Below are 20844 nucleotides of genomic sequence, written 5' to 3' on the forward strand. Positions count from 1 at the left end.
CAGCGCAAGCCGTCGAAGGATGTAGGCGCTCAACTGTTTTCGCCTCCGCTCCGGAATCCGGCCTGCGCAACGCGCTTCGCGCCGTCCGCGTCGTACCACCACGAAAAGATATCCAGCCCGCGCGACGGACGCGTCTGCGGCATGCCAAAGACGTCCCAATACGCAAAGCGGTCCACGGGGGAATACCAACCGGGGATGGCGTACCACTCGCTGCGCAGCACACGGTCAAGGGCGCGCACGCAGGTGGTCAGAGTGTCGCGGTCCTTTGCCGCGATAAGCGTTTCCACCAGTTTATCCACGGCGGGGCTGCTTACCCCGGCGAGGTTGCGGGTGCCGGGCGTTTTTGCGGCGTCGGAGGTCCAGAAGAACCGCTGCTCGTTCCCCGGAGAATCCGACTGGCGGATGACGGTGGAAATCATGTCGAAATCGTAGGCGCGGACACGGCGCACATAGCGCGACGCATCGGCCATGGCGACATTCATGGTGATGCCCAGCTTGGCGAGGTTCTTTCCAAGGGGGAGCGCCACGCGCTCCATGGTGGGCGAACGCAGCAGCATTTCAAAGACGAACGGCTGGCCCGCTTTGTTGCGCAGGGTGCCGTCCTTCAGGGTCCATCCGGCCTCGCGCAGCAGCGCAAGGGCCTTACGGAGCTGGCCGCGCAATCTCCCCGATCCATCGGTGCGCGGCGCCATGACGGCGGGACCAAAAGCTTCGGCAGGGATGCTGCCCCGCAGCGGCTCAAGGATGGCTAATTCCGCCGCGCTGGGGCGGCCCTGCGCGGCAAAGACGGAATTGGTAAAGTAGCTGTCGCAGCGCTTGTACTGGCCGTAGAACAGGGCCTTGTTCGTCCACTGAAAATCAAAGGCCAGCGCGAGGGCCTTGCGGACCCGCCGGTCCGAAAACAGACCGTTTCGGGTGTTGAACACAAAGCCCATCATACCCGCCGGGCGGGAATGCGTGAACTCGGCGCGCTTGATAAGCCCCTGCCGGATGGCGGGACCGGTGTAGTCCTGCGCCCACGCCTTGGCGCTGCTTTCCGCGCGGAAGTCAAACTCGCCGCTGCGGAAGGCCTCCGCCGTGACGGTCCTGTCGCGGTAGACATCGTAGCGGACGATGTCGAAATTATAGCGGCCCTTGTTCACGGGCAAATCCTTGCCCCACCAGTCGCGCACGCGCTCGTACACAATACTGTAGCCGGGGCGGAAGCTCTTGACCTTGTAGGGACCGCATCCGGGCGGCACGTCCAGCGTAGGCTCGGCAAAGTCGCGTCCCTCCCACCAGTGTTTTGGCAAAACAGGCACCTGCCCCACGAGGTACGGCAACTCCGGGTTATTCGCCTCCACAAAGTCAAAGCGCACGGTGTGCGCATCCAGCGCCTTCACGGACTCCACATCGCTGTAGTAGCGCAGGTAGGTCGGGCTGCCCTTGGTGGTCAGCGCCGTGAAGGTGAACACCACATCGGCGGAGGTAACGGGCACACCGTCGGAAAAGCGCGCGGCGGGGTTCAGGTGCACAATGACGGAGGAGCGGTCCGGCGCAACCTCAAAGGAGCGGGCGACAGACGCGTACTGCGTAAACGGTTCATCGCGGGAGGAATCCCCAAGCCGCGCCGTGGTCAGCCCGCTACCCGGTGCGGGGATGCCGCGGGCGATAAAGGAATGGAAACTGTCAAAGGCCGCAACCGTCGCAAGGCGCAGGGTGCCGCCCTTTGGCGCGTCGGGGTTGGCATAGGGATAATGCGTAAAGCCCGGCGGCAGCGCAGGGTCCACGCCTATGCTCAGCGCATGCTGCTCCGCCGCCGTCACAGCCGCGGGAAAGGCAAGGAGAACCGTCAAAAGGAGAGTCCAGAGTCGTGAGGTCATACATCAGGTCCAATGGGTTACAATGCTGGCACAAAACGGCCCCGGCCAGGGCACACACCACCGGGCGCATGCAGGCCAACAGGCCTTCGTCCACAGAACGTGCCGTGCGGTCAATTCAGCCAAAAGTGCCGACTCCTCATGGCAAGGCCGCAGGAGCCACAGCAAAATTTTATGAACGTCTAGGGGGCGGTGTAGGCGATGTTGAAAATCAAAGTCAAGTGATTCAGCATTTTTTCACCCAACTTCTCAATGCCAATCATACGCGTATTAGAGCATAACAGCCCACCAATTGGGAATTTTTCACCCCACACCTTGAGGCAATTATTGCGTGCGCCACGTTGCAAATGAAAGTGAATTTCATTCTTGACTCGGGGTGTTTTCTGCTCTAACCGTGCTTCCATACGACTGACAATCCTCAAAAAACCGCTTAAGCGACAGGTATGAAGAACACTATGACACATCAGCACACACAGGCCGGGAGTTTCGCCCCGCTCACGCGGCGTTTTCGCGCTGGCATGCTGCTGGCTTGCCTTGCGGCCCTTATGGTCACAGGCACCGGCGCTGCGCACGCGGCCAAGGCCCAGGGCGAAGCCTACTGGCTGGACGGCAAGTGGCCCCATGAAAAAAGCGACCTCGCTCAGCACGAAGACGCCGTTTATGGCCGCCTTGAAAGCGGCTTTCGGTATTTTCTCCTGCACCACGACCAGCCGGAAGGCCGCACTGCCATGCAGCTAGACGTGCAGGCAGGCTCCCTCATGGAGCGCGACAACGAGGCAGGCATCGCACACTACCTTGAGCACATGGTGTTCAACGGCACCGAAAATTTTGCCCCGGGCGAACTCATCAAGTTTTTCCAGCGCCACGGCATGAGCTTTGGCGGCGACACCAACGCCCATACTTCCCTTACGGAAACGGTGTTCAAGCTGGACCTGCCCACCTCCACGCCGGAGTCCATCTCCAGCGGCCTCACCGTACTGGCGGACTTTGCGCACGGCGCGCTCATCCTGCCCAAAGAGGTGGACAAAGAGCGCGGCATCATTCTGGAAGAAAAAACCGCGCGTGATACCGTCGGCTCCCGCGCCCGTCAGCGTAGTCTGGACGTCATCTACGACGGCACCCGCTTTGTGAACCCCACCATCGGCACCGAAAAGGTCATCAAAGGCGCGGACGCAGCGCTGCTGCGCGGCTTCTACGACGCATGGTACCGCCCCGAAAACACCATCCTCGTCATGGTAGGCGACTTTAACCCCAAGGCCATTGAGCCGATGGTACGCTGGGCCTTTGCCGACTTCGGCCCCCGCGCCCCCAAGCGCGAGGTCCCCAGCTGGGGCGACATCACCCCGAAGCAGGACCTCACCGTGCACTACGACCCCGTCTCCGGCTTTTCGCCCATGGTCATGGTGCAGAACCTGAAGCAGCGCCAGTGGACCGTGGATACCAAGGCCCGCCAGCGCCAGCAGTTGGCAGAGCAGTTGGCCTCTCAGGCCCTGCGCCTTCGCCTGATGCGCCTCACCACGCAGAAGGATGCTCCCATCCTGCGCGGCATGGCTGGCATGGGCAAAGCCTTTGACCTGTTCGACAACGCCCGCGTGATGGGCATGTGCCGCCCCGGCCAGTGGAAAAACGCCTTGACCACCGTGGAGCACGAACTGCGCCGCGCCCTTGAGCACGGCTTCCACGATGCGGAAATCGCCAAAGCCAAAGAGGTGTACAGCACCATCATCACACAGGGCGTTGAGGAAGAGGCCAGCACGGACTCCAAGTCCCTTGCCGCCAACATCATCACCACCCTAAACGCCGGGTACGTGGTGCAGTCCGCCGAGCAGACACAGGCGCTCTACGCCCCCATGATTCAGGACATCACCACCGAGGAAATCGAACAAGCCTTCCGCAATGCGTGGAAGGACGGCAACCGCATCCTCACCGTCACGGGCATGGATATTGACGCCAAGGACCCCGAGGCCCTCATCAAAGCGCAGTGGGACAAGAGCGCCAAGGACGACGTTGCCCCCTACGAACCGCCCGTTGATGTGGAATTCCCCTACCTCGCCACCCCCAAGACGCCTGCCAAGGTTGTCTCCAACGTACAGCACACCGAGCTTGGCGAGCCGTATACCTACAGCGAAGTGAAGCTGGACAACGGCATCACCCTGCTCATGAAACCCCGCAAGACGCAGAAAAACACCATCATGATCGGCCTTGGCTTTGGCACTGGCACCGCTCTTATGTCCGAGCGTGAGCAAGCCTTGGCGCGGCTGGCCGCCCGTGTGGTCTCCAACTCCGCTCCCGGACGTTTGACCCGGAGCGAGATGGCGCAGATCCTGCCCGGCAAAGCCATTCGCATCGGCTGGCAGTCCCGCGCGGACACCATGGGCATTAGCGCAGCCTGCCTGCCCGAAGACCTTGAAACCTCCCTGCACCTTGTCCGCGCCATGCTCCGCGACCAGCACATCCGCCCGCAGGCCATGCAGGCCGCGATGTCCACGCTGAAAGTGGAAACCAAACGCAGCACGGATACGGCCCAGCAGGCCATGATGACCAAAGTGCCCCGCTTCCTGTCCGGCCGCCCCAATGCCATTGCTCCCATCACGCTGGACGACGTCAAAGGTTTCACGCTGGACGACGTACGCCGCTTTGTGAAGGAGCAGACCGCCATTGGCCCGCTGGTCATCACCGCCTCCGGCGACTTTGATCCGGACACGCTGGTCAGCCTTGTGGCACGCACCTTTGAGGGCATCGCCCCGAAGGACAATGACGCGAAGCCCATGGAGCTGCACTTCCCCGAAGGACAGCGCGGCAGCTACCGCCTTAAGGGCGATCTTGACCAGTCCGCCGTCATGATCGGCTACCCCGTCCCCGGCGCCGTTGGCGCAGCGGGCGCACCCATCAAAGAGGGCGACGTCCTGCGCAACACGCAGATTGCCGTGCTGAGCAGCGTCATCTCTGACCGCCTGCGCATCCACATCCGCGAGGATCTTGGCGCCACCTACTCTACCTTCTGCGCGTACCGGCAAATGACGGCCTTCCCGGACTTCGGGATGCTGTACACCATTGTCACCACGAACGGAGCCAAGGTGCAGTTTGTGGAACGGGAGCTAAAAAAGGTGTTCGCCACCCTGATTGAGGACGGCATCACCGAAGAGGAAGTCTCCCGCGCCAAACGCCAGATGCAGACCTCGCGCAAGAGATTCATGTCCCTCGCGTTCTTCTGGCGCATGCTTCTGGATCAGGAAGCCTACACCGCCCCCGGCGCGTTCGAGCGCACCAAGGCGTACGACGGCTTCCTCAAACAGACCACGGCAGAGGACCTCAACGCTCTGGCACAGACCTACGTTCAGCCTGAAAAGGCGGCAGTCTTCACCGTCCTGCCCCCCAAGGCGGCGACCAACTAGGCACAACAGCCCCGCTCCTGGCCGGGCGGCACTGCCGCCCGGTTTCGGGCCGGGGCTTTTTTACACCCTTTTGATTGATAACGATTCTCAAATTCACATTCAAAACCTTGCCGGAAGCGTATCCGGCACCTTCTGAGGAGAGAGCACCCGTGAAGAAACCGTTTCGTAAAAGCACAAGGATGCGCCGCATTATCGCCACGCTGGCGCTGGTCCTGACCCTGTCCGCCCCCGCGGCATACGCGGGCGACGCCGCGCCCGCACAAAACGCCACCAAAGACGCCGCACCCACCGAAACCGCGACAAACGCCACCGAGCAGGACGAGCGCGTCCTGACCATGGAAGAGATGAAAATCACGGCAGAAGAGCATGAGCAAGGCAAAGCCGTCATTGACCGCACAATGCTGGACCGCCTGCCCTCCACCTCATCCAGCATCACCGAAACCCTGCGCACCCAGCCAAACGTCCAGTTCGACGACGGCTTCGGCTCCTCCACGCAGGGCGGAGAGTTGACGCCGCCCAAGATTTCCATCGGCGGCGGCAAATACTATCAGAACGCCTTCACTGTGGACGGCCTGAGCATCAATAACCGCATTGATCCGTCGGGCTTTGACCACAGCAACCCTTCGGCCTTCCCAGGAAGCCCCGCGCAAGGGATGTTCCTGGACACCGACCTGCTGGAAAAAGTCGAAGTCTACACCTCCAACATTTCCGCAAAGCACGGCGGCTTCCTCGGCGGTGTGGTCAATGCGGAAATCCGCGATCCATCAGGCGAGTTCGGCGGCAAGGTGAAAGTCCGCCACACCCGCGACAAATGGACCAACCAGCGCGTTGCCGACGGCGAGGCCTTTGAAAAGTCCTCCTCCCCGGACAACCAGCCCCGGTTCAGCAAATACGAAGGCTCTTTCTCCATGGATGTGCCCATCTCGGAGCAGACCAGCGCCCTGTTTGCCTACGACGTCAAGCACGCCACCATTCCGCTGTATTACATGGACGGCGAAAAGGACCAGACGCGCGTCAGCCAGAACTTCCTCGCCAAGGTTGTGCACGACATCGACAGCGATACGTCCATTGACTTCACCGCCATCTACGCCCCCTACGCGGCGGATTGCTTTACCGCCAGCAACAAGGATTCCGAATACACCATCACCAATGGCGGCTCGTCCTTCACCCTCGGCCTTGAGCACGCCATGGACCTTGGCACCGTGGAATTCCGCACCGGCTACTCCCAAATGCGAACCGAACGCGACGCGGACAACAATATCCACACCACTTGGACAAAAGAGAACAACTCCTCCACACAGTGGGGTGACAACAACAAACTCGCCAAAGAAGGCGGCTTCGGCAGCGCATATAACGAGCAGCGCTCCCTGTCCTCCATGCTGGACTTCAGCACCCGGGAAATGGCCCTCGGCTCCACCACCCATGTGCTGAACATGGGCCTTGCGCATGAGAACGTCTTTGGCAAATACGAACAGAAAGACGACCGCATCGCCTACTATGGTCCCGACCTGCAAGCTGGGGTCATCGACAACGGCAGCGGCGGCATCATCGCTGACGAACAGTACACCAAATTCAAAAGCGTCAAGGGGGCAACCTCCCGCTCCGCCTCCTTGAACCTTCTTGGTGCATATGTTGAAGACGAAATGAGCATCGGCGACCTCACCCTGCGCCCGGGGATCCGCCTCTCCTATGACGATTTCATGGAAAACACCAACCTCGAACCCCGATTCAAGGCCACCTACGACATTTTCGGTGACGGCGACTATACAATCATTGGTGGTGCCAACCGCTACTACGGGGCCCCGCTTCTCACCTACGCCCTGCGCTCTGATGAGCCGACTGAAATGTATTGGCGTTCTTTGTCGGGCAATACTCCCGGTCCATGGAACCATCTCAAGTCCCAAGGCAACAACAGCTACGACATCACCGGGCTGGACACCCCCTACTCGGATGAACTGATGCTGGGCGGCACGGCCAACCTCTGGGGCGGCACCCTCTCCCTTGAGTACGTCAAGCGTGAAGGGCACGACCAGTTCGCCTCGCACCGCGACGGCAAGTTTGGCAAAGAGTACATCATGACCAACGATGGTGAAACGGAATACACCGGATACACCATCAGCTATGAGAAGATGGTCAAGAACCATTACTTCAGCATTGGCGCCACGTACTCTGAAAACGAAACCAACTTCAACGACTTTCTTGACTCGTCCAACAACGACTTCATGGCCGGATACGACTTTGACAAAGTCTACTACGACGGGGAACTCATCAACCGTGATGAATTGCCCGCCTCCAACTTCAACCGTCCGTGGGTGCTGACCTTTATCTACAGCGGCCGTTTCTACGACAAGCTGACCTTCACCAACACCACCCGCTACGTCACGGGCATGCGCGCCATCTCCAAAGACGGCACCTACACGGATGACGACGGCATCAGGTACTACAAGTACGACGACAAAAACATCTCCGATGCCATGACCTTCGACTGGCAGATCGACTACGAGGCGTGGAAGTACAAGAACCAGCTGCTGACGCTAAACCTCACCGTGACCAACGTCTTTGACGCCACGTCCATCGTGGACAGCGACGGCAACCGCCTGACCGGTCGGCAGTTCTGGGCCGGTATGACCTACGAGTTCTAAGATGCACAGCGGACCAGTCATATCCTGCCGCGACCTGCGGCACAGCTACGGGGAGAAGACCGTTCTGGACGGGCTGACCTTCGACGTGGAGCCGGGGAGCATCTTTGGGCTGTTGGGCAAGAACGGCGCGGGAAAGACCACCACCATCAACATCCTGATGGGCTTCCTGCGCCCGCTGTCCGGCCAGTGCCGCGTCCTCGGCGAGCCAAGCAACGACATTGCCCCGGCCACCCGGCGCGACATCGGCCTGCTGCACGAGCGGTTCATCCAGTACGACTTCATGTCCATTGAGGAGATAGAGCGCTTTCACGCCGCCTTCTACCCCAAGTGGGAGCGGGACGTGTTCTATGACCTTGTCGGACGGCTGGATGTTCCCGTGACGCGGCGCATCTCGCGTATGTCCTGCGGACAGCGCTCGCAGGTGGTGCTGGGCCTCATCATGGCCCAAACCCCGCGCCTGATGCTGCTGGACGACTACTCCATGGGGCTGGATGTCGGCTATCGGCGGCTGTTCCTTGAGTTTCTTCAGGAATATGTAGCCGAGCGCGGCACCACCGTGCTTGTCACCTCCCACGTGGTGCAGGACCTCGACAAGCTCATTGACCGGATGGTCATCATCCAAAGCGGCAAGACCCTTGTCACCGGACGGAAGGAAGACTTCTTGGACTCCTTCCACGGCTACAGACTGCCGCGTACGGAAGTCACGGACCGCCTGCGCCCCACAGGGCACATTGCCAATGTGGAGCACAGCGCCGCGACAACCAGCATCTACGGCTATCTGGCCTATGACGAGATGCGCGCCGCCCTTGCCTCGGCAGGTGTGGCTGTGGATGACCTGACGGAAATGCCCATGGACTTCGAAGACGCCTTCATCGGCATCACCGGTAAATACTAAGTACGACGCGGGGGCGCAGCATGCGCCCCCGCCATTTGGAGAACGCATGCATTCTGCATTGGCATACAAGGAGTGGCTGAAGCTGCGACGCGTGTTTTGGGTGCCGCTGGCTGTTGCCGCTCTCGCCCTTGGCTACACGCTGGTCAGCTTTCGCCACGTCGCGGAAGTCATTGGCCCGGTCATGCTGTGGCTGGACGCCGTCTTCTACGAGAAAGTGTTTTACAACCACGTGCAGTTGGTCACGGCCTTCTCGGGCATCTGGTTTGCGCTGTTTCAGTTTGTGCCGGAGTGTTCGGGCAAGCGCCTGCGCCTGCTCTTTCACCTGCCCGTGCCGCACCGCAAGGCCATCTATTCCATCGTCGCCATCGGCCTTGGGGCGACCCTTGGCGTGGCGGCACTCACTTTGGCGGGCGTGGCGGCCATTGTGGCGGCATATCTGCCCGCAGAGGTCGTTGTAAGCGCCATGATGACCACTGCGCCGTGGCTGCTGGCGGGCATCCCCGCATATATGGGGACAGCACTCGTCATCATGGAACCCCGCCCCGCGCGAAAGCTCTTCCTCAGCGCCATTTTTGTCCTGTTTCTGCTGCCGCTCTTTGATAACCCCGTCCCGGCGGCCTATGGTCCCATTTTGCCCGGCTACGCGGTTCTGTGCCTGCTATGGCTTCTGCCGCTTGACCTTCTGGCCCACCGCTTCAAAAGGGGGACGACATGGTAGCCCTCGCCCGCGCCTGCGCGCTCGCCATCATCATCTTTGTGCTTGCCAGCACCCTGCCCATTGTGGCGCATAAGGCCACCAGCACCCGCTCCGGCACGCCTGTGGTCTTCTACAGTTCCGTGCTGGAACGCTTTGTTATGCAAAAAAGCACGGACAGCGGCCTTGAGCGCTTTGACGAAAACGGCACGCCCCTTGACTACGTGGCTTATTGCCGCGCCCTGCCCTTCATGTTCCACGGCAACCTTGCCAAGTGGGGGCAGTGGGACGGCATGGTCAAGGGCCAGCCCTTCACCGCAGAACAGATTGCCCGGCGCATGCAGTTCATCCGTCTGTCCCCGCGCGATATCAATACCCCAGAGCCACCCCTTGGCCTGCTTATGGAGTCCTCCCCGCGCGGCACCAATCTGGAGTATCCCCCGGATATGTTCCGCCTTGGGGAGAGGCTGGAGTTTCTGGACTGCAAAACCAACCGCGTGAATGCCGAAAAATCCCAGCGCTTCACCGCCGCCCTCAAGGACGCGGGCTTCACCTTCCCCGGCGTGTTAGCGGCCATGAATCCCACCAACCAAAAGCCCTTTGACTGGGGCGCGTTTCTGCTGGACGGCACCGGCCGGCTGTTCCACCTGCTGATGGTCAAGGGCGAGCCGGTCTGCCGCAATACAGGCCAGCGCTTTGACCAGCCGGTGCGCAAAATCATCGTCGCCGAGGCAGAACGCCGCGAGTTCTACGCCCTTGTGGTCACGGAGACGGACATCCACGCCATTGCCTGCGACGGCTACCGTCGCATGACCTTCCCCCTTAAGGGCTATTCGCCGGATACCGACTCCGTTCGCATTCTCGCAACACCGCTGAACATCATGGTGCAACAGCAAACGCCGACCACGCTGCGTAGCGTTGCCCTTGATACCACGTGGTCCGAGGTCCACAGCCTCTCTAATGATATATACAACCCGACCAAGGAGCGCCGCGCCGAGCTTGTCGCTTTTTTCCTGCCTTTTAAAATCACCACATCCAGTCCGCTGAGCCGCTTTGCGGGCATTGCGCCGACTGATGTGTTTGCCTACCCCCTGTGGTCCGCGGCAGGATGTCTCTTTGCGATACTCCTCTACATCCCGCTCCACAGACGCCGATTCCGCCGCCTGCCAAAGGCTGCGGACGTCCTCCTCCTTGCCGGTACGGGCTTCTATGGCCTTGTGGCCATGGCCGCCTTCGGCCCCCTCGCAAGTCCGGACGAATAGCGCCCTCGTCCGCACATCGCGCCTTCAGCCGCCCCGGTCAGTTGCCGCCTGACCGGGGCGGCTTTCGTTTTACACAGCCACGCCGCCCCCAGCAGCCAACGCTGTGGAAAACTTCGCCTTTCCCCGCGCTTTTGCGCGCCCACTCCCGCGGCACAGCGCCCTACCCGGCGCGCTCTCCCCACTGTGGCCCGGCGCACCACCAGCCAACGCTTTTCCGCCTACCCAGTGCACAGACACCAGCACAATCCCCCCGCGACGAAATACGAGTTACGCAGTGTGGAATATAACCTCCCAAATCGACACAACATCACTGCACACTGCCACGAGCAAAGGAATATCGAAGATATTCCCGCGCGCATACGTTGATCCAAAGCCAAACCTTGACAAAAAACAGCATTCGAGTATTTATATTTAACACTACTGCAGTGCATTCATTTCGTCTGGCGGCAGGACACACAATCGACACTGAAAAAGAAAGTCTGCATTGCTCTTTACTCACCAAAGTACACCTTCCTGCCACAGAGCATCACTAGACCGGGAGTAAACATGGAAAAAATCCGCGTTCGCAATCTCTCCAAAATCTTCGGCCCCAATCCGCAAAAGGGGCTGCGGCTTTTGGAGAAGGGATTAGCGAAGGATGAAATCCTCGAACAGACCGGCATGACCGTTGGCGTCAACTCGGCGTCGTTTGACGTTATGTCTGGCGAAATCTTCGTCATTATGGGGCTTTCCGGCTCAGGCAAGTCCACCATCGTCCGTATGCTGAATAGGCTCATCGAACCCACGGCAGGCACCGTGGAAGTGGACGGCCAAGACGTCACCGCCATGGGCGAGGACGAACTCGTCAAGTTCCGCCTGCACAACATGAGCATGGTCTTTCAGTCCTTTGCGCTTATGCCGCACCAGACTGTTCTGGATAACGCCGCCTTCGGTATGGAGCTTGCCGGCATCGACAAGGAAAAGCGCCACGCCCGCGCCCGCGAGGCGCTGGAGCAAGTGGGGCTGGCGGGCTGGGAAGACACCTACCCCAACCAGCTCAGTGGCGGCATGCAGCAGCGCGTGGGCCTTGCGCGCGGACTGGCCGTTGACCCGGACATCCTGCTCATGGACGAGGCCTTCTCCGCCCTCGACCCCCTCATCAGGACCGAAATGCAGGACGAACTGCTCAAGCTGCAGGAGGAAGACCAGCGCACCATCGTCTTCATCTCGCACGACCTTGACGAAGCTCTGCGCATTGGCGACCGCATCGCCATTATGGAAGGGGGCAGCGTCATTCAGGTGGGCACGCCGGAAGAAATTTTGCAAAACCCGGCCAACGCTTACGTCCGCGCCTTCTTCCGCGGGGTGGACCCCACCGGCGTCATCTCCGCCGGGGACATTGCCCGCGACACGTACCCCACCATCGTCATGACCAAGCAGGGCAACCTGCGCACCACCCACGAGCTCCTCAGCGGCAGCGAACGCGACTACGGCATCGTGCTGGATACGCGCCACCGCTACCTTGGCATGGTTTCGTCCGAATCCGTCATCGAAGCGCTGGACGCCGCCCAAAGCGACGGCGACAAGTCCTTGCGCCGAGCCTTCCTCCCCGATGTCACGCCTGTGGATGTCAGCGACTCCATGCAGGAGCTTTTGCCCTCGCTTGCGGCGCGGGGCTGGCCTGTCCCCGTCGTTGCCGACGGCAACGTGTACAAGGGCGTTGTTTCGCGCAACCGCTTCCTGCGCACGCTGCACCGTACGGAAGAGGACATCGAAGAAGCACAATCCGCATAACAGCGAGGACGATACTCCATGTTCAACGAACAGATTATCCCCCTCGACGCCTGGGTCACCCAGTTCGTCGATTGGCTGGTAGATAACTACCGAGACATTTTCCAGAGCATCAAATGGCCCGTGGAACAAACGCTGAACGGCTTTGACGCCGGACTGAACGCTCTACACCCGCTCATCATCATTGCGGTGGTGGCCTTTGCCGCGTGGCGTTTTTCCGGCTACAAGCTGTCCATTTTCTCCATCATCACTTTTGTGCTTGTGGGGCTGCTTGGTCTGTGGGAGCAGTCCATGACGACCCTCGCCATGGTGCTCTCCTCCGTGCTGTTCTGCGCCCTTGCGGGCATTCCCCTTGGCATTGCCGCGGGCCGCAGCGACCAGTTCGAGGCCGGGATACGCCCGGTCCTTGACGCCATGCAGACCACACCGGCCTTCGTCTACCTTGTGCCCATTGTGATGTTGTTTTCCGTGGGCAACGTGGCGGGCGTTCTGGCAACCATCATCTTTGCCCTGCCCCCCATCATCAGGCTGACCAGCCTTGGTATCCGCGGCGTCCACCCCGAGCTGGTGGAGGCGGCGCAGGCCTTTGGCGCCACGCGCACACAGGTGCTTATCAAGGTTCAGATACCCCTTGCCATGCCCACCATTCTCGCCGGGCTGAACCAGACCATCATGATGGCGCTGTCCATGGTCGTTATTGCCGCGCTCATTGGCGCGGGCGGCCTTGGCTCACCAGTCATTCTTGGTCTGAACACTTTGGATATCGGGCGCGCCGTCATCGGCGGCCTCGCCATCGTCCTCATCGCCATTGTGCTCGACAGGATCACACAGTCGATGGCGCACAAAAAATCCTAAAACACAGGAGGCTCAATGCGACTGCACCATGCACTTCTCACCATTCTCTGCGTGGCCCTTTTGGCCACGTCGGCCATGGCTTCGGACATGAAGCCGGGTGAAGGCGTCACCGTCAAACCCGCCCGCGCCACATGGAACACCGGCTTCTTCCAGGAGGCCCTTGTCCGCCGCGGTCTGGAGGAGCTGGGCTACGACGTGGACCGCCCCAAGGACCTGCAGAACCCCATTTTCTACAAATCCGTCGCCCTTGGTGACGTGGACTACTGGACCAACGGCTGGTTCCCCAACCACGACAGCCAGCTGCCGCGCGGCTTCTATGACGACGCGCAAAAGGTCGGCTACGTGGTGAAGGCTGGCGGCCTACAGGGCTACTTGGTGTCCAAGCGCGAGGCCGAAAAGTACAACATCACCTCGCTGGACGACTTCCGCCGCCCGGAAGTCAAAAAGGCCTTTGACCAAAACGGCGACGGCAAGGCCGACCTCACGGCCTGCCCTCCCGGCTGGGGCTGCGAGAACGTTATCTCCCACCACATGAAGGTCTATGACCTTGGTGACGACATCAACCTCATCAAGGCCTCCTACGAGGCAGGCATGGCGTCCGCCCTTGGCACCTACAAGAGCGGCGGCCCCGTGTTCTTCTATACCTGGGCGCCCAACTGGACCATCTTTAAGCTGAAGCCCGGCAAGGACGTCGTGTGGATTAACGTCCCCGAAATCATCCCCTCCGAGGCGCAGGCCCCGGCCAAGGACCGCATGACGGTTTCCGGCATTGAAGGCGCAGCCACCGATCCCATCAAGCTGGGCTTCGTGGTCAGCGACATCCAGATTGTGGCGAACAAGGAGTTCCTGAAAAAGAACCCCGCCGCCAAAACGTTCATGGAAGAGTTCACCCTGTCCCTGAACGACATCAACGAACAGAACACCCGCATGAACGAAGGCGAAAAGTCCGAGCGCGACATCGCCAAGCATGTGGACGAATGGATCGCCAAAAACAAACAGACGTGGAATACTTGGCTGACCAAGGCGCGTAACGCCGCCAAGTAGTCACGCTCCCGCGCATAACGCCCCGGCGGGACATCCCGCCGGGGCGTTTTTGTACGCGCGCCCTCGCAAAGAGCGACACCTGTGCGCTGAAAAACAGCCCGTTCAACAGTGCACAGCGGATTCTCCTCGGCGCGGCGATGCCATTTCGCAAAGGGCATCCCGCTCATCCAAACGTCTCCAAAACGCAACGGATTTCCACGACTGAACAGAGAAGCAAGGCCAAACAGATGCACGAACACGCCGTCACCGGACTCGCTCTCATCCTCCTTGTTGGCTTTGCCTGCCAATGGCTGGCGTGGCGCGTGCGGCTGCCGGCCATTATCTTTTTGCTTGCCTCGGGCATCATTGCCGGACCTGTTCTAGGCTGGCTGGTGCCGGACAAGCTTTTAGGCGACCTGCTCTTCCCCTTCGTTTCGCTGGCTGTCGCTATCATCCTGTTTGAGGGCAGCCTCACCCTGCGTCTGCGGGATATTCCGGGACTGGAACGCGTCATCCGCCGGCTCATCACCTACGGCGTTGCCATGACGTGGGGCATCACAGCCGTGGCCACGCACATCCTGCTTGGCTTCTCGTGGGAGGTGTCGTTCCTGTTTGGCGCGCTGATGACGGTTACGGGACCAACAGTCATTGCGCCGCTTCTGCGCACGGTCCGCCCGCGTGAAAACGTGGCGCATATCCTCAAGTGGGAAAGCATCCTCATCGACCCCATCGGGGCCATTACGGCCGTTTTGGTGTATGAATTCATCGTGGCGGGTGGTCTGGAGGGGGGCCTTGCCGCAGGCTTTTTGGCCTTTGGCAAAATCGTCGTCATTGGCGCGGTGTTCGGCACAGTGTCCAGCGCGCTCCTGCGCGCCGCGTTTGTCCGCAACTGGATTCCCCACTATCTGCAAAACTTCGCCACCCTTGCCCTTGTTTGCGCCGTGTTCGCGGCGTCCAACGTCCTTGAGATGGAATCCGGCCTGCTGTCCGTGACGGTGATGGGCATTTGCCTTGCGAACATGGACGGCATGGACCTTGGCGAGATTTTGGACTTTAAGGAAAGCCTGAGCATTCTGCTCATTTCCATGCTGTTCATCATCCTTGCGGCGCGCATGAATCCGCAAAGCTTCATGGCACTAGGCTGGGGCGGTTTGGCGGTGTTTGGCGTCATCCAGTTCCTGACCCGCCCCCTGAGCGTTATGGCCTCCACCATAGGCTCCAAGCTCTCCATGCCGGAGCGGCATATGCTCGCGTGGATAGCTCCGCGCGGCATTGTGGCCGCGGCTATTTCCGCACTGTTTGCCATCCGTCTGCAGGAGATGGGCTACGCCGATGCCAGCGGCCTTGTCTCGCTGACGTTTTTGGTCATCATCGGCACGGTGGTTCTGCAAAGCGCCACGGCGCGGCCCATTGCCAAATGGCTGGGCGTTGCCGAGCCGGAGCCGGAGGGCTTTTTGATTATCGGCGCGGGCAACGTGGCGCAAACCGTGGCGCAGGAGCTGGTGGACAACGGCTTTCACGTCATGCTTGCCGACCAGAACTGGGACAGAGTTGTGGAAGCCCGCCTGCACGGCTTGCCTGCTTACTGGGGCAACCCCGTGTCCGAACACGCGGAGCGTCACCTGGACCTCACGGGCATTGGCAAACTGCTGGCGCTGACGCCCTACGCGGAGCGCAACGCCCTTGCCGCACAGTACTACCGGCTGGAATTCGGCCCGGAAAATATCTACAGCGTGCGCACCCACCGCGCGGAAAACACCACCGCCGACGAAAAGGCCGCCTTACGATTTGGCGGCACGGACCTGTTTGACGAGTCCGTCACCTACTCCGCCCTGCGGCAAAACCTGCAAGACGGCGCAATCCTGCGCACCACCCCCCTCACCGAGGAATTCACCTACGAAGACTACCTTACCTTCAGCGAGGGGGGCGAACGCCGTACGCCCCTGTTTGCGGTGTCCCCTGCGGGGCGCATTTTCCCCTTTACCGTGACGCCCCGGTTCACACCGGCTGCCGGGTGGCGCATCATCGCCCTCATCTACCAGCCCCCACTGCACGAGGAAACAGAAACCGCCTAACCCGCATTCTTGCCGCCACTCCCCGCTTTTCGCGCAGTTCGCCCCTGCTTCCCTTCGCCTTTCATTTTTTTTGCATGTGTTCTTCCCTTTTTCAGTATCGCCTGATACATAGACCCAACGCCTACACACATATCCGACAACCATTCCGGCATTCCCGCCACGCCCATGACGGGTCCGGATGCGCTTTTCAAGTCCTCCTCCTTCTTGGGCTTGATGCAAAGACCGCCCGCTCTGTTTCGTCGCAGAGCGGGCGGTTCTTTGTGGTGGCGTGCACCTGTCCCGCGGACATGTGTATTCATTGCCCTTCCACCGCAAAACGCGCTATGCTAAGGCGCATCCGTCGTTTTGGCAGGGCCGCAGCGCACAAGGTCGCAGCGCGTCAAAGCTTCCACAAACACCCCAACCGGACGCCACGCGCTGTCCCGAGGCCGAGAGACCATGAGCAAGCTGCGCACCATCCTCTCCGGCAAGGAATTCCACATCCTTATCTTTGTGGTTGGGTGTTTGGTCTTTGGGTGGCCGCTGGTATCCATTGCCAACATTCCAGGCGGGCCACATCTATTCATCTACCTGTTCACCCTTTGGGGTCTGCTTATTGCCATTTTGCTTGGCATAGGCCTGTCTGGCTTTTCTGATGACGCGAAGCCCTCAAGCGTGACTCCGCAGCCTCATGCCCCGCCCCCCAGCGCCAATCTGTCCACCAAAAACGAACCACCTCCGCCGCCCTACGCCAAGACGGAGGACAATTCATGAGCGTGACCAGCCTGCTCGGCCTTGGCCTTGCGGCCTACTTTGCCTTGCTCATCGGCATTGCCCTGTGGGTGGAGCGCAATGCAAACCTCAAGGACTGGTGCGCCCGCCAGCCCATCATCTACGCCCTTTCCCTCACCATCTACAACACCACGTGGAGCTTTTACGGCCTTGTGGGACAGGCCGCCAGCGAAGGGCTGACCTTTATGACCACCCACCTTGGCACCACCCTTGGGCTGTGCCTGTGGCCATTCATGCTGCGCAAAATTGTCCGCATCAAGTCCACACACCGCATCACCAGCATCGCGGACTTTCTGTCTGCGCGCTATGGCCGCTCCCAAGGCGTGGCCGGACTGGTGACCACCATCGCCCTCGTGGGCACGCTGCCCTATGTTGCCATCCAGGTGAAGGCCGTGAAGCAATCGCTCCACCACATCGTAACGGCCCTTGGAGAGCCGGATTCCTTCCTCGTCTCGGGGCTTGATCCCATCCTTGCCTCGGTGATGATTCTGTTCACCATCCTTGCCGGAGCGCGCCGCCTTGACCCGACGGAGCGCCACCATGGCATGGTGGCGGCCCTTGCGGTGGAATCGCTCATCAAACTGGGCGCCATCCTTGTGGTGGGGTTCACCATTACCTACATCTTCAACGACGGCTTTGCCGATCTGTTCTCCCGCTTTGCCGAAACGCCATGGGCGCCGCTTACGGGCCTTCCTGCTCTGGACACCCCGGCCTACTCGCAGTGGACCACTGGCATGGTGCTGGGCATGGCAGGCATTCTTGTTCTGCCGCGGCAATTCCATGTCGCCGTGGTGGAGAACTCCAATGAACGGCACATCCTGCACGCTATCTGGATGCTCCCCATCTACATGGTGCTGTTCAATATCTTTGCCCTGCCCATGGCCATGAGCGGCCTGCTGGAAGGGCTGCCCCCGCAGGAAGCGGACATGTTTGTGCTGGCTCTTCCCATTGCGCACAACGCCCCGTGGCTTGCCGGGGCCGTCTTCTTTGGCGGTTTTTCCGCAGGCATCGGCATGGTGATGGTCACCTCCATGACCATGGGCACCATGATTACCAACCACCTTCTACTGCCGCTGATGGAGCGCCTCCCCGCGCTTTCCGGCTTCCGTAACAGGCTCTTGCAGCTACGTTGGGGCGTCATCTGCGTATTCATCAGCCTTGGCTTTGCCTTCAACTCCATGGTTGGGCACTCGTATATGCTGGTCAGCCTTGGACGCGTTGCCTTTGCCGCTGTGGTGCAATTCGCCCCGCCGCTTGTAGGGGGGCTGTACTGGTCCCGCGCCTCGCGCAAGGGCGCGCTGGCGGGGCTGACCGTCGGCTTCATGGTGTGGTGCTACACCCTGCTGCTCCCCGCCTTCGTCAACGGTGGCTGGCTGCCGCCGTCCCTCCTCTCCACTGGCCCGGACGGGCTGGGGCTGCTGAACCCGGAGCACCTTTTTGGCCTGCACGGTATGACGCCGCTTACGCACTGCGTATTCTGGTCGCTCTTGCTCAACACGGGATGTTTTATCATCTTCTCCCTTGCCACGCAGACCGCGCGCGAACAATCCGAGGGCTACCGCTTCATCAATGTTATGGATGACGAGCGCCACGACTTCGCCCGCGGCGCGTCCCTTGACCCGCATATTCAGCTTGGGCCCAAAAAGCGCATGGTTGAGGAGCTTTTTGCAGAATACTACACGCCGCTTCGGGCCAAACAATTGGGGCGGCAATGCGTCAGCCGCGCGCAGCTTCTTGGCCTGCAATACGTCACCATCGACCAGCTTGCCCGCTTCTACGAGGAAGTGGAAGCCATCCTCACCGGAGCCATCGGCGCGGCCATGGCGCACAAGGCCATGCGCCGCCGCCCCCTGTTCACCACCAAGGAGGCGCAGGAGCTCTCCACAATGTACGCGGACATCCTTGCGAATATGCACCTCTCGCCCGAGGACCTCATCCGCCGCATCAACTACCACGAGGAGCGGGAAAACCTGCTCGGCCAGCACGCCGAGGAACTGGAGGAAGCCAACGCCCGCCTGCGCGCGGCGGAGGAGAACTACCGCCTGCTTTTTGAAAATGCGCTGGAGGGCATATTCCAAACCACGCCCGACGGCCGTTTTTTGGCCGCCAACCCCGCACAGGCCAAGCTCCTGGGGTACGAATCCCCCGAGCAGCTTCTTAAGGAAGTCCGCGACATAGGGCGCGACGTCTACCACTCCCCTGTGGACCGGGAGCACCTGCTCACCGCCCTGTACGATAAGGGGTTCATCACGCAGTTTGTCCACCTCATCAAACGCCGGGATGGCTCGCTTATCTGGGCGGAGATACACGCCCGCCTTGTGCGCGATGAAAATGGCACCCCCCGGCGCATAGAGGGCACCATGCGCGACATCACGGACCGCAAACGCGCGGAGCAGGAAATCATCCGCGCAGGCCAATATGTGCGCGACGTGCTGAACTCCATGCCCTCCATCCTCATTGCCGTGGACGAGGACCTGCGCATCACACACTGGAACAAGGCCGCAGAGCATGAACGCGGCATGACCGACAGCGACGTGCAGGGCCGTTACCTTGGCGACGTCTACCCGGAGATGGACCCGCACACGCCACTTATCAGCGAGGCCCTGCAAAGCCGCGCCCCGCGGTATTTGGAAAAGGTCCCCTACAAGCGCGGCAACGAAATCCGCCGCATTGACCTGATGGTCTATCCGCTGTCGTCGCAGTCACGCGTCGAGGCCGTCATCCGCATGGACGACGTCACCGAGCAGAGCAAAATGGAAGAAATGATGATCCAAACGGAGAAGATGCTCTCCGTCGGTGGGCTGGCCGCAGGCATGGCGCATGAAATCAACAACCCCCTCGGGGGCATCCTGCAAGGCGTGCAGAACATCCAGCGCCGCGTTTCGCCGGAGCTGAAGGCCAACCAGAAGGTTGCCGAGGAGCTGGCCTGCCCGCTGGAGACCATTCATGAATACATGAAACGCCGCAAGATACTCAGCATGCTCGACGGCATCCGCGAATCCGGCGAACGCGCCGCTGGCATCGTCATGAACATGCTGGAGTTCAGCCGCCGCAGCGAGGCCACCATGACCAAGGAGGACATCCACACCCTGCTGGACCACACGCTGGAGCTGGCCTCCACGGACTACGACCTGAAAAAAAGCTACGACTTCCGCTCCGTCGCCATCCAGCGCAACTACGCTGAAGGGCTGCCTGCCGTGGTCTGCTCGGCCTCGGAAATCGAACAGGTGTTCCTCAACCTCTTCAAAAACGCAGCGCAGGCCATGACCGAACACGGCTCCACAGGCCCACCCACCATAACCATTACCACCAGCCACCAGCACGGGCGCGTGCGCATCGACATCACGGACAATGGTCCCGGCATGGACGAGGGCACACGCTCGCGCATCTTTGAACCGTTCTTCACCACCAAGCCAAAGGGCGTTGGCACAGGCCTTGGGCTTTCGGTGTCGTACTTCATCGTCACCTCCACCCACGGTGGCCGCTTTGGCGTGCACAGTACCCCCGGAGAAGGCACCACCTTCACCATAGACCTGCCCGTAACGCCGCTGGACAACGCCGACGACGCGGCTCCGGCCTAGCACGCACCCGCCGCCGCACAAG

Annotated in this window: 13 protein-coding genes; 11 read left to right on the forward strand and 2 right to left on the reverse strand. The window is 60.8% G+C overall.

Features of this window, described 5'->3' with window-relative positions:
* Positions 1-29: 29 nt before the first annotated feature.
* Complete coding sequence (locus ACI3L3_RS10850; RefSeq protein ID WP_404845127.1) at positions 30-1862, reverse strand: extracellular solute-binding protein; 1833 nt, start codon at positions 1860-1862, stop codon at positions 30-32.
* Positions 1863-2041: 179 nt separating this feature from the next.
* The gene (locus ACI3L3_RS10855; protein WP_404845128.1) at positions 2042-2263 is read right to left on the reverse strand and encodes a hypothetical protein; all 222 of its coding nucleotides are present in this window, start codon (positions 2261-2263) and stop codon (positions 2042-2044) included.
* Positions 2264-2314: 51 nt separating this feature from the next.
* Here ACI3L3_RS10855 and ACI3L3_RS10860 point away from each other — a divergent pair, with 51 nt between their 5' ends.
* The 11 genes from ACI3L3_RS10860 (at position 2315) to ACI3L3_RS10910 (ending at position 20822) form a co-directional block, all read left to right on the forward strand.
* On the forward strand, positions 2315-5254 hold the full coding sequence (locus ACI3L3_RS10860) for a M16 family metallopeptidase (protein WP_404845129.1): 2940 nt from the start codon (positions 2315-2317) through the stop codon (positions 5252-5254).
* A gap of 149 nt (positions 5255-5403) precedes the next feature.
* Positions 5404-7896 (forward strand): TonB-dependent receptor plug domain-containing protein, encoded by a 2493-nt coding sequence (locus ACI3L3_RS10865; RefSeq protein ID WP_404845130.1) that lies wholly within the window; start codon positions 5404-5406, stop codon positions 7894-7896.
* A gap of 1 nt (position 7897) precedes the next feature.
* A complete protein-coding gene (locus ACI3L3_RS10870; protein ID WP_404845131.1) occupies positions 7898-8791 on the forward strand; it encodes an ATP-binding cassette domain-containing protein in 894 nt (297 codons plus the stop codon).
* Between the two features lie 46 nt (positions 8792-8837).
* On the forward strand, positions 8838-9509 hold the full coding sequence (locus ACI3L3_RS10875; protein WP_404845132.1) for a hypothetical protein: 672 nt from the start codon (positions 8838-8840) through the stop codon (positions 9507-9509).
* The gene (locus tag ACI3L3_RS10880; protein WP_404845133.1) at positions 9503-10747 is read left to right on the forward strand and encodes a DUF4857 domain-containing protein; all 1245 of its coding nucleotides are present in this window, start codon (positions 9503-9505) and stop codon (positions 10745-10747) included. The genes ACI3L3_RS10875 and ACI3L3_RS10880 overlap by 7 nt, the downstream gene beginning before the upstream one ends.
* 546 nt (positions 10748-11293) lie before the next feature.
* Complete coding sequence (gene proV / locus ACI3L3_RS10885; RefSeq protein ID WP_404845134.1) at positions 11294-12520, forward strand: glycine betaine/L-proline ABC transporter ATP-binding protein ProV; 1227 nt, start codon at positions 11294-11296, stop codon at positions 12518-12520.
* An 18-nt stretch (positions 12521-12538) separates the two neighbouring features.
* Complete coding sequence (locus tag ACI3L3_RS10890; protein WP_404845135.1) at positions 12539-13372, forward strand: ABC transporter permease; 834 nt, start codon at positions 12539-12541, stop codon at positions 13370-13372.
* 15 nt (positions 13373-13387) lie between these two features.
* Positions 13388-14416 (forward strand): glycine betaine/L-proline ABC transporter substrate-binding protein ProX, encoded by a 1029-nt coding sequence (gene proX / locus ACI3L3_RS10895; RefSeq protein ID WP_404845136.1) that lies wholly within the window; start codon positions 13388-13390, stop codon positions 14414-14416.
* 227 nt (positions 14417-14643) lie between these two features.
* The gene (locus ACI3L3_RS10900) at positions 14644-16470 is read left to right on the forward strand and encodes a cation:proton antiporter (RefSeq protein WP_404845137.1); all 1827 of its coding nucleotides are present in this window, start codon (positions 14644-14646) and stop codon (positions 16468-16470) included.
* 438 nt (positions 16471-16908) lie between these two features.
* The gene (locus ACI3L3_RS10905) at positions 16909-17223 is read left to right on the forward strand and encodes a hypothetical protein (protein ID WP_404845138.1); all 315 of its coding nucleotides are present in this window, start codon (positions 16909-16911) and stop codon (positions 17221-17223) included.
* On the forward strand, positions 17220-20822 hold the full coding sequence (locus tag ACI3L3_RS10910; protein WP_404845139.1) for a PAS domain S-box protein: 3603 nt from the start codon (positions 17220-17222) through the stop codon (positions 20820-20822). The genes ACI3L3_RS10905 and ACI3L3_RS10910 overlap by 4 nt, the downstream gene beginning before the upstream one ends.
* Positions 20823-20844 lie beyond the last annotated feature (22 nt).

It is taken from the genome of Desulfobaculum sp. SPO524 (assembly GCF_044987625.1).
Taxonomy (GTDB): Bacteria; Desulfobacterota; Desulfovibrionia; order Desulfovibrionales; family Desulfovibrionaceae; genus Desulfobaculum.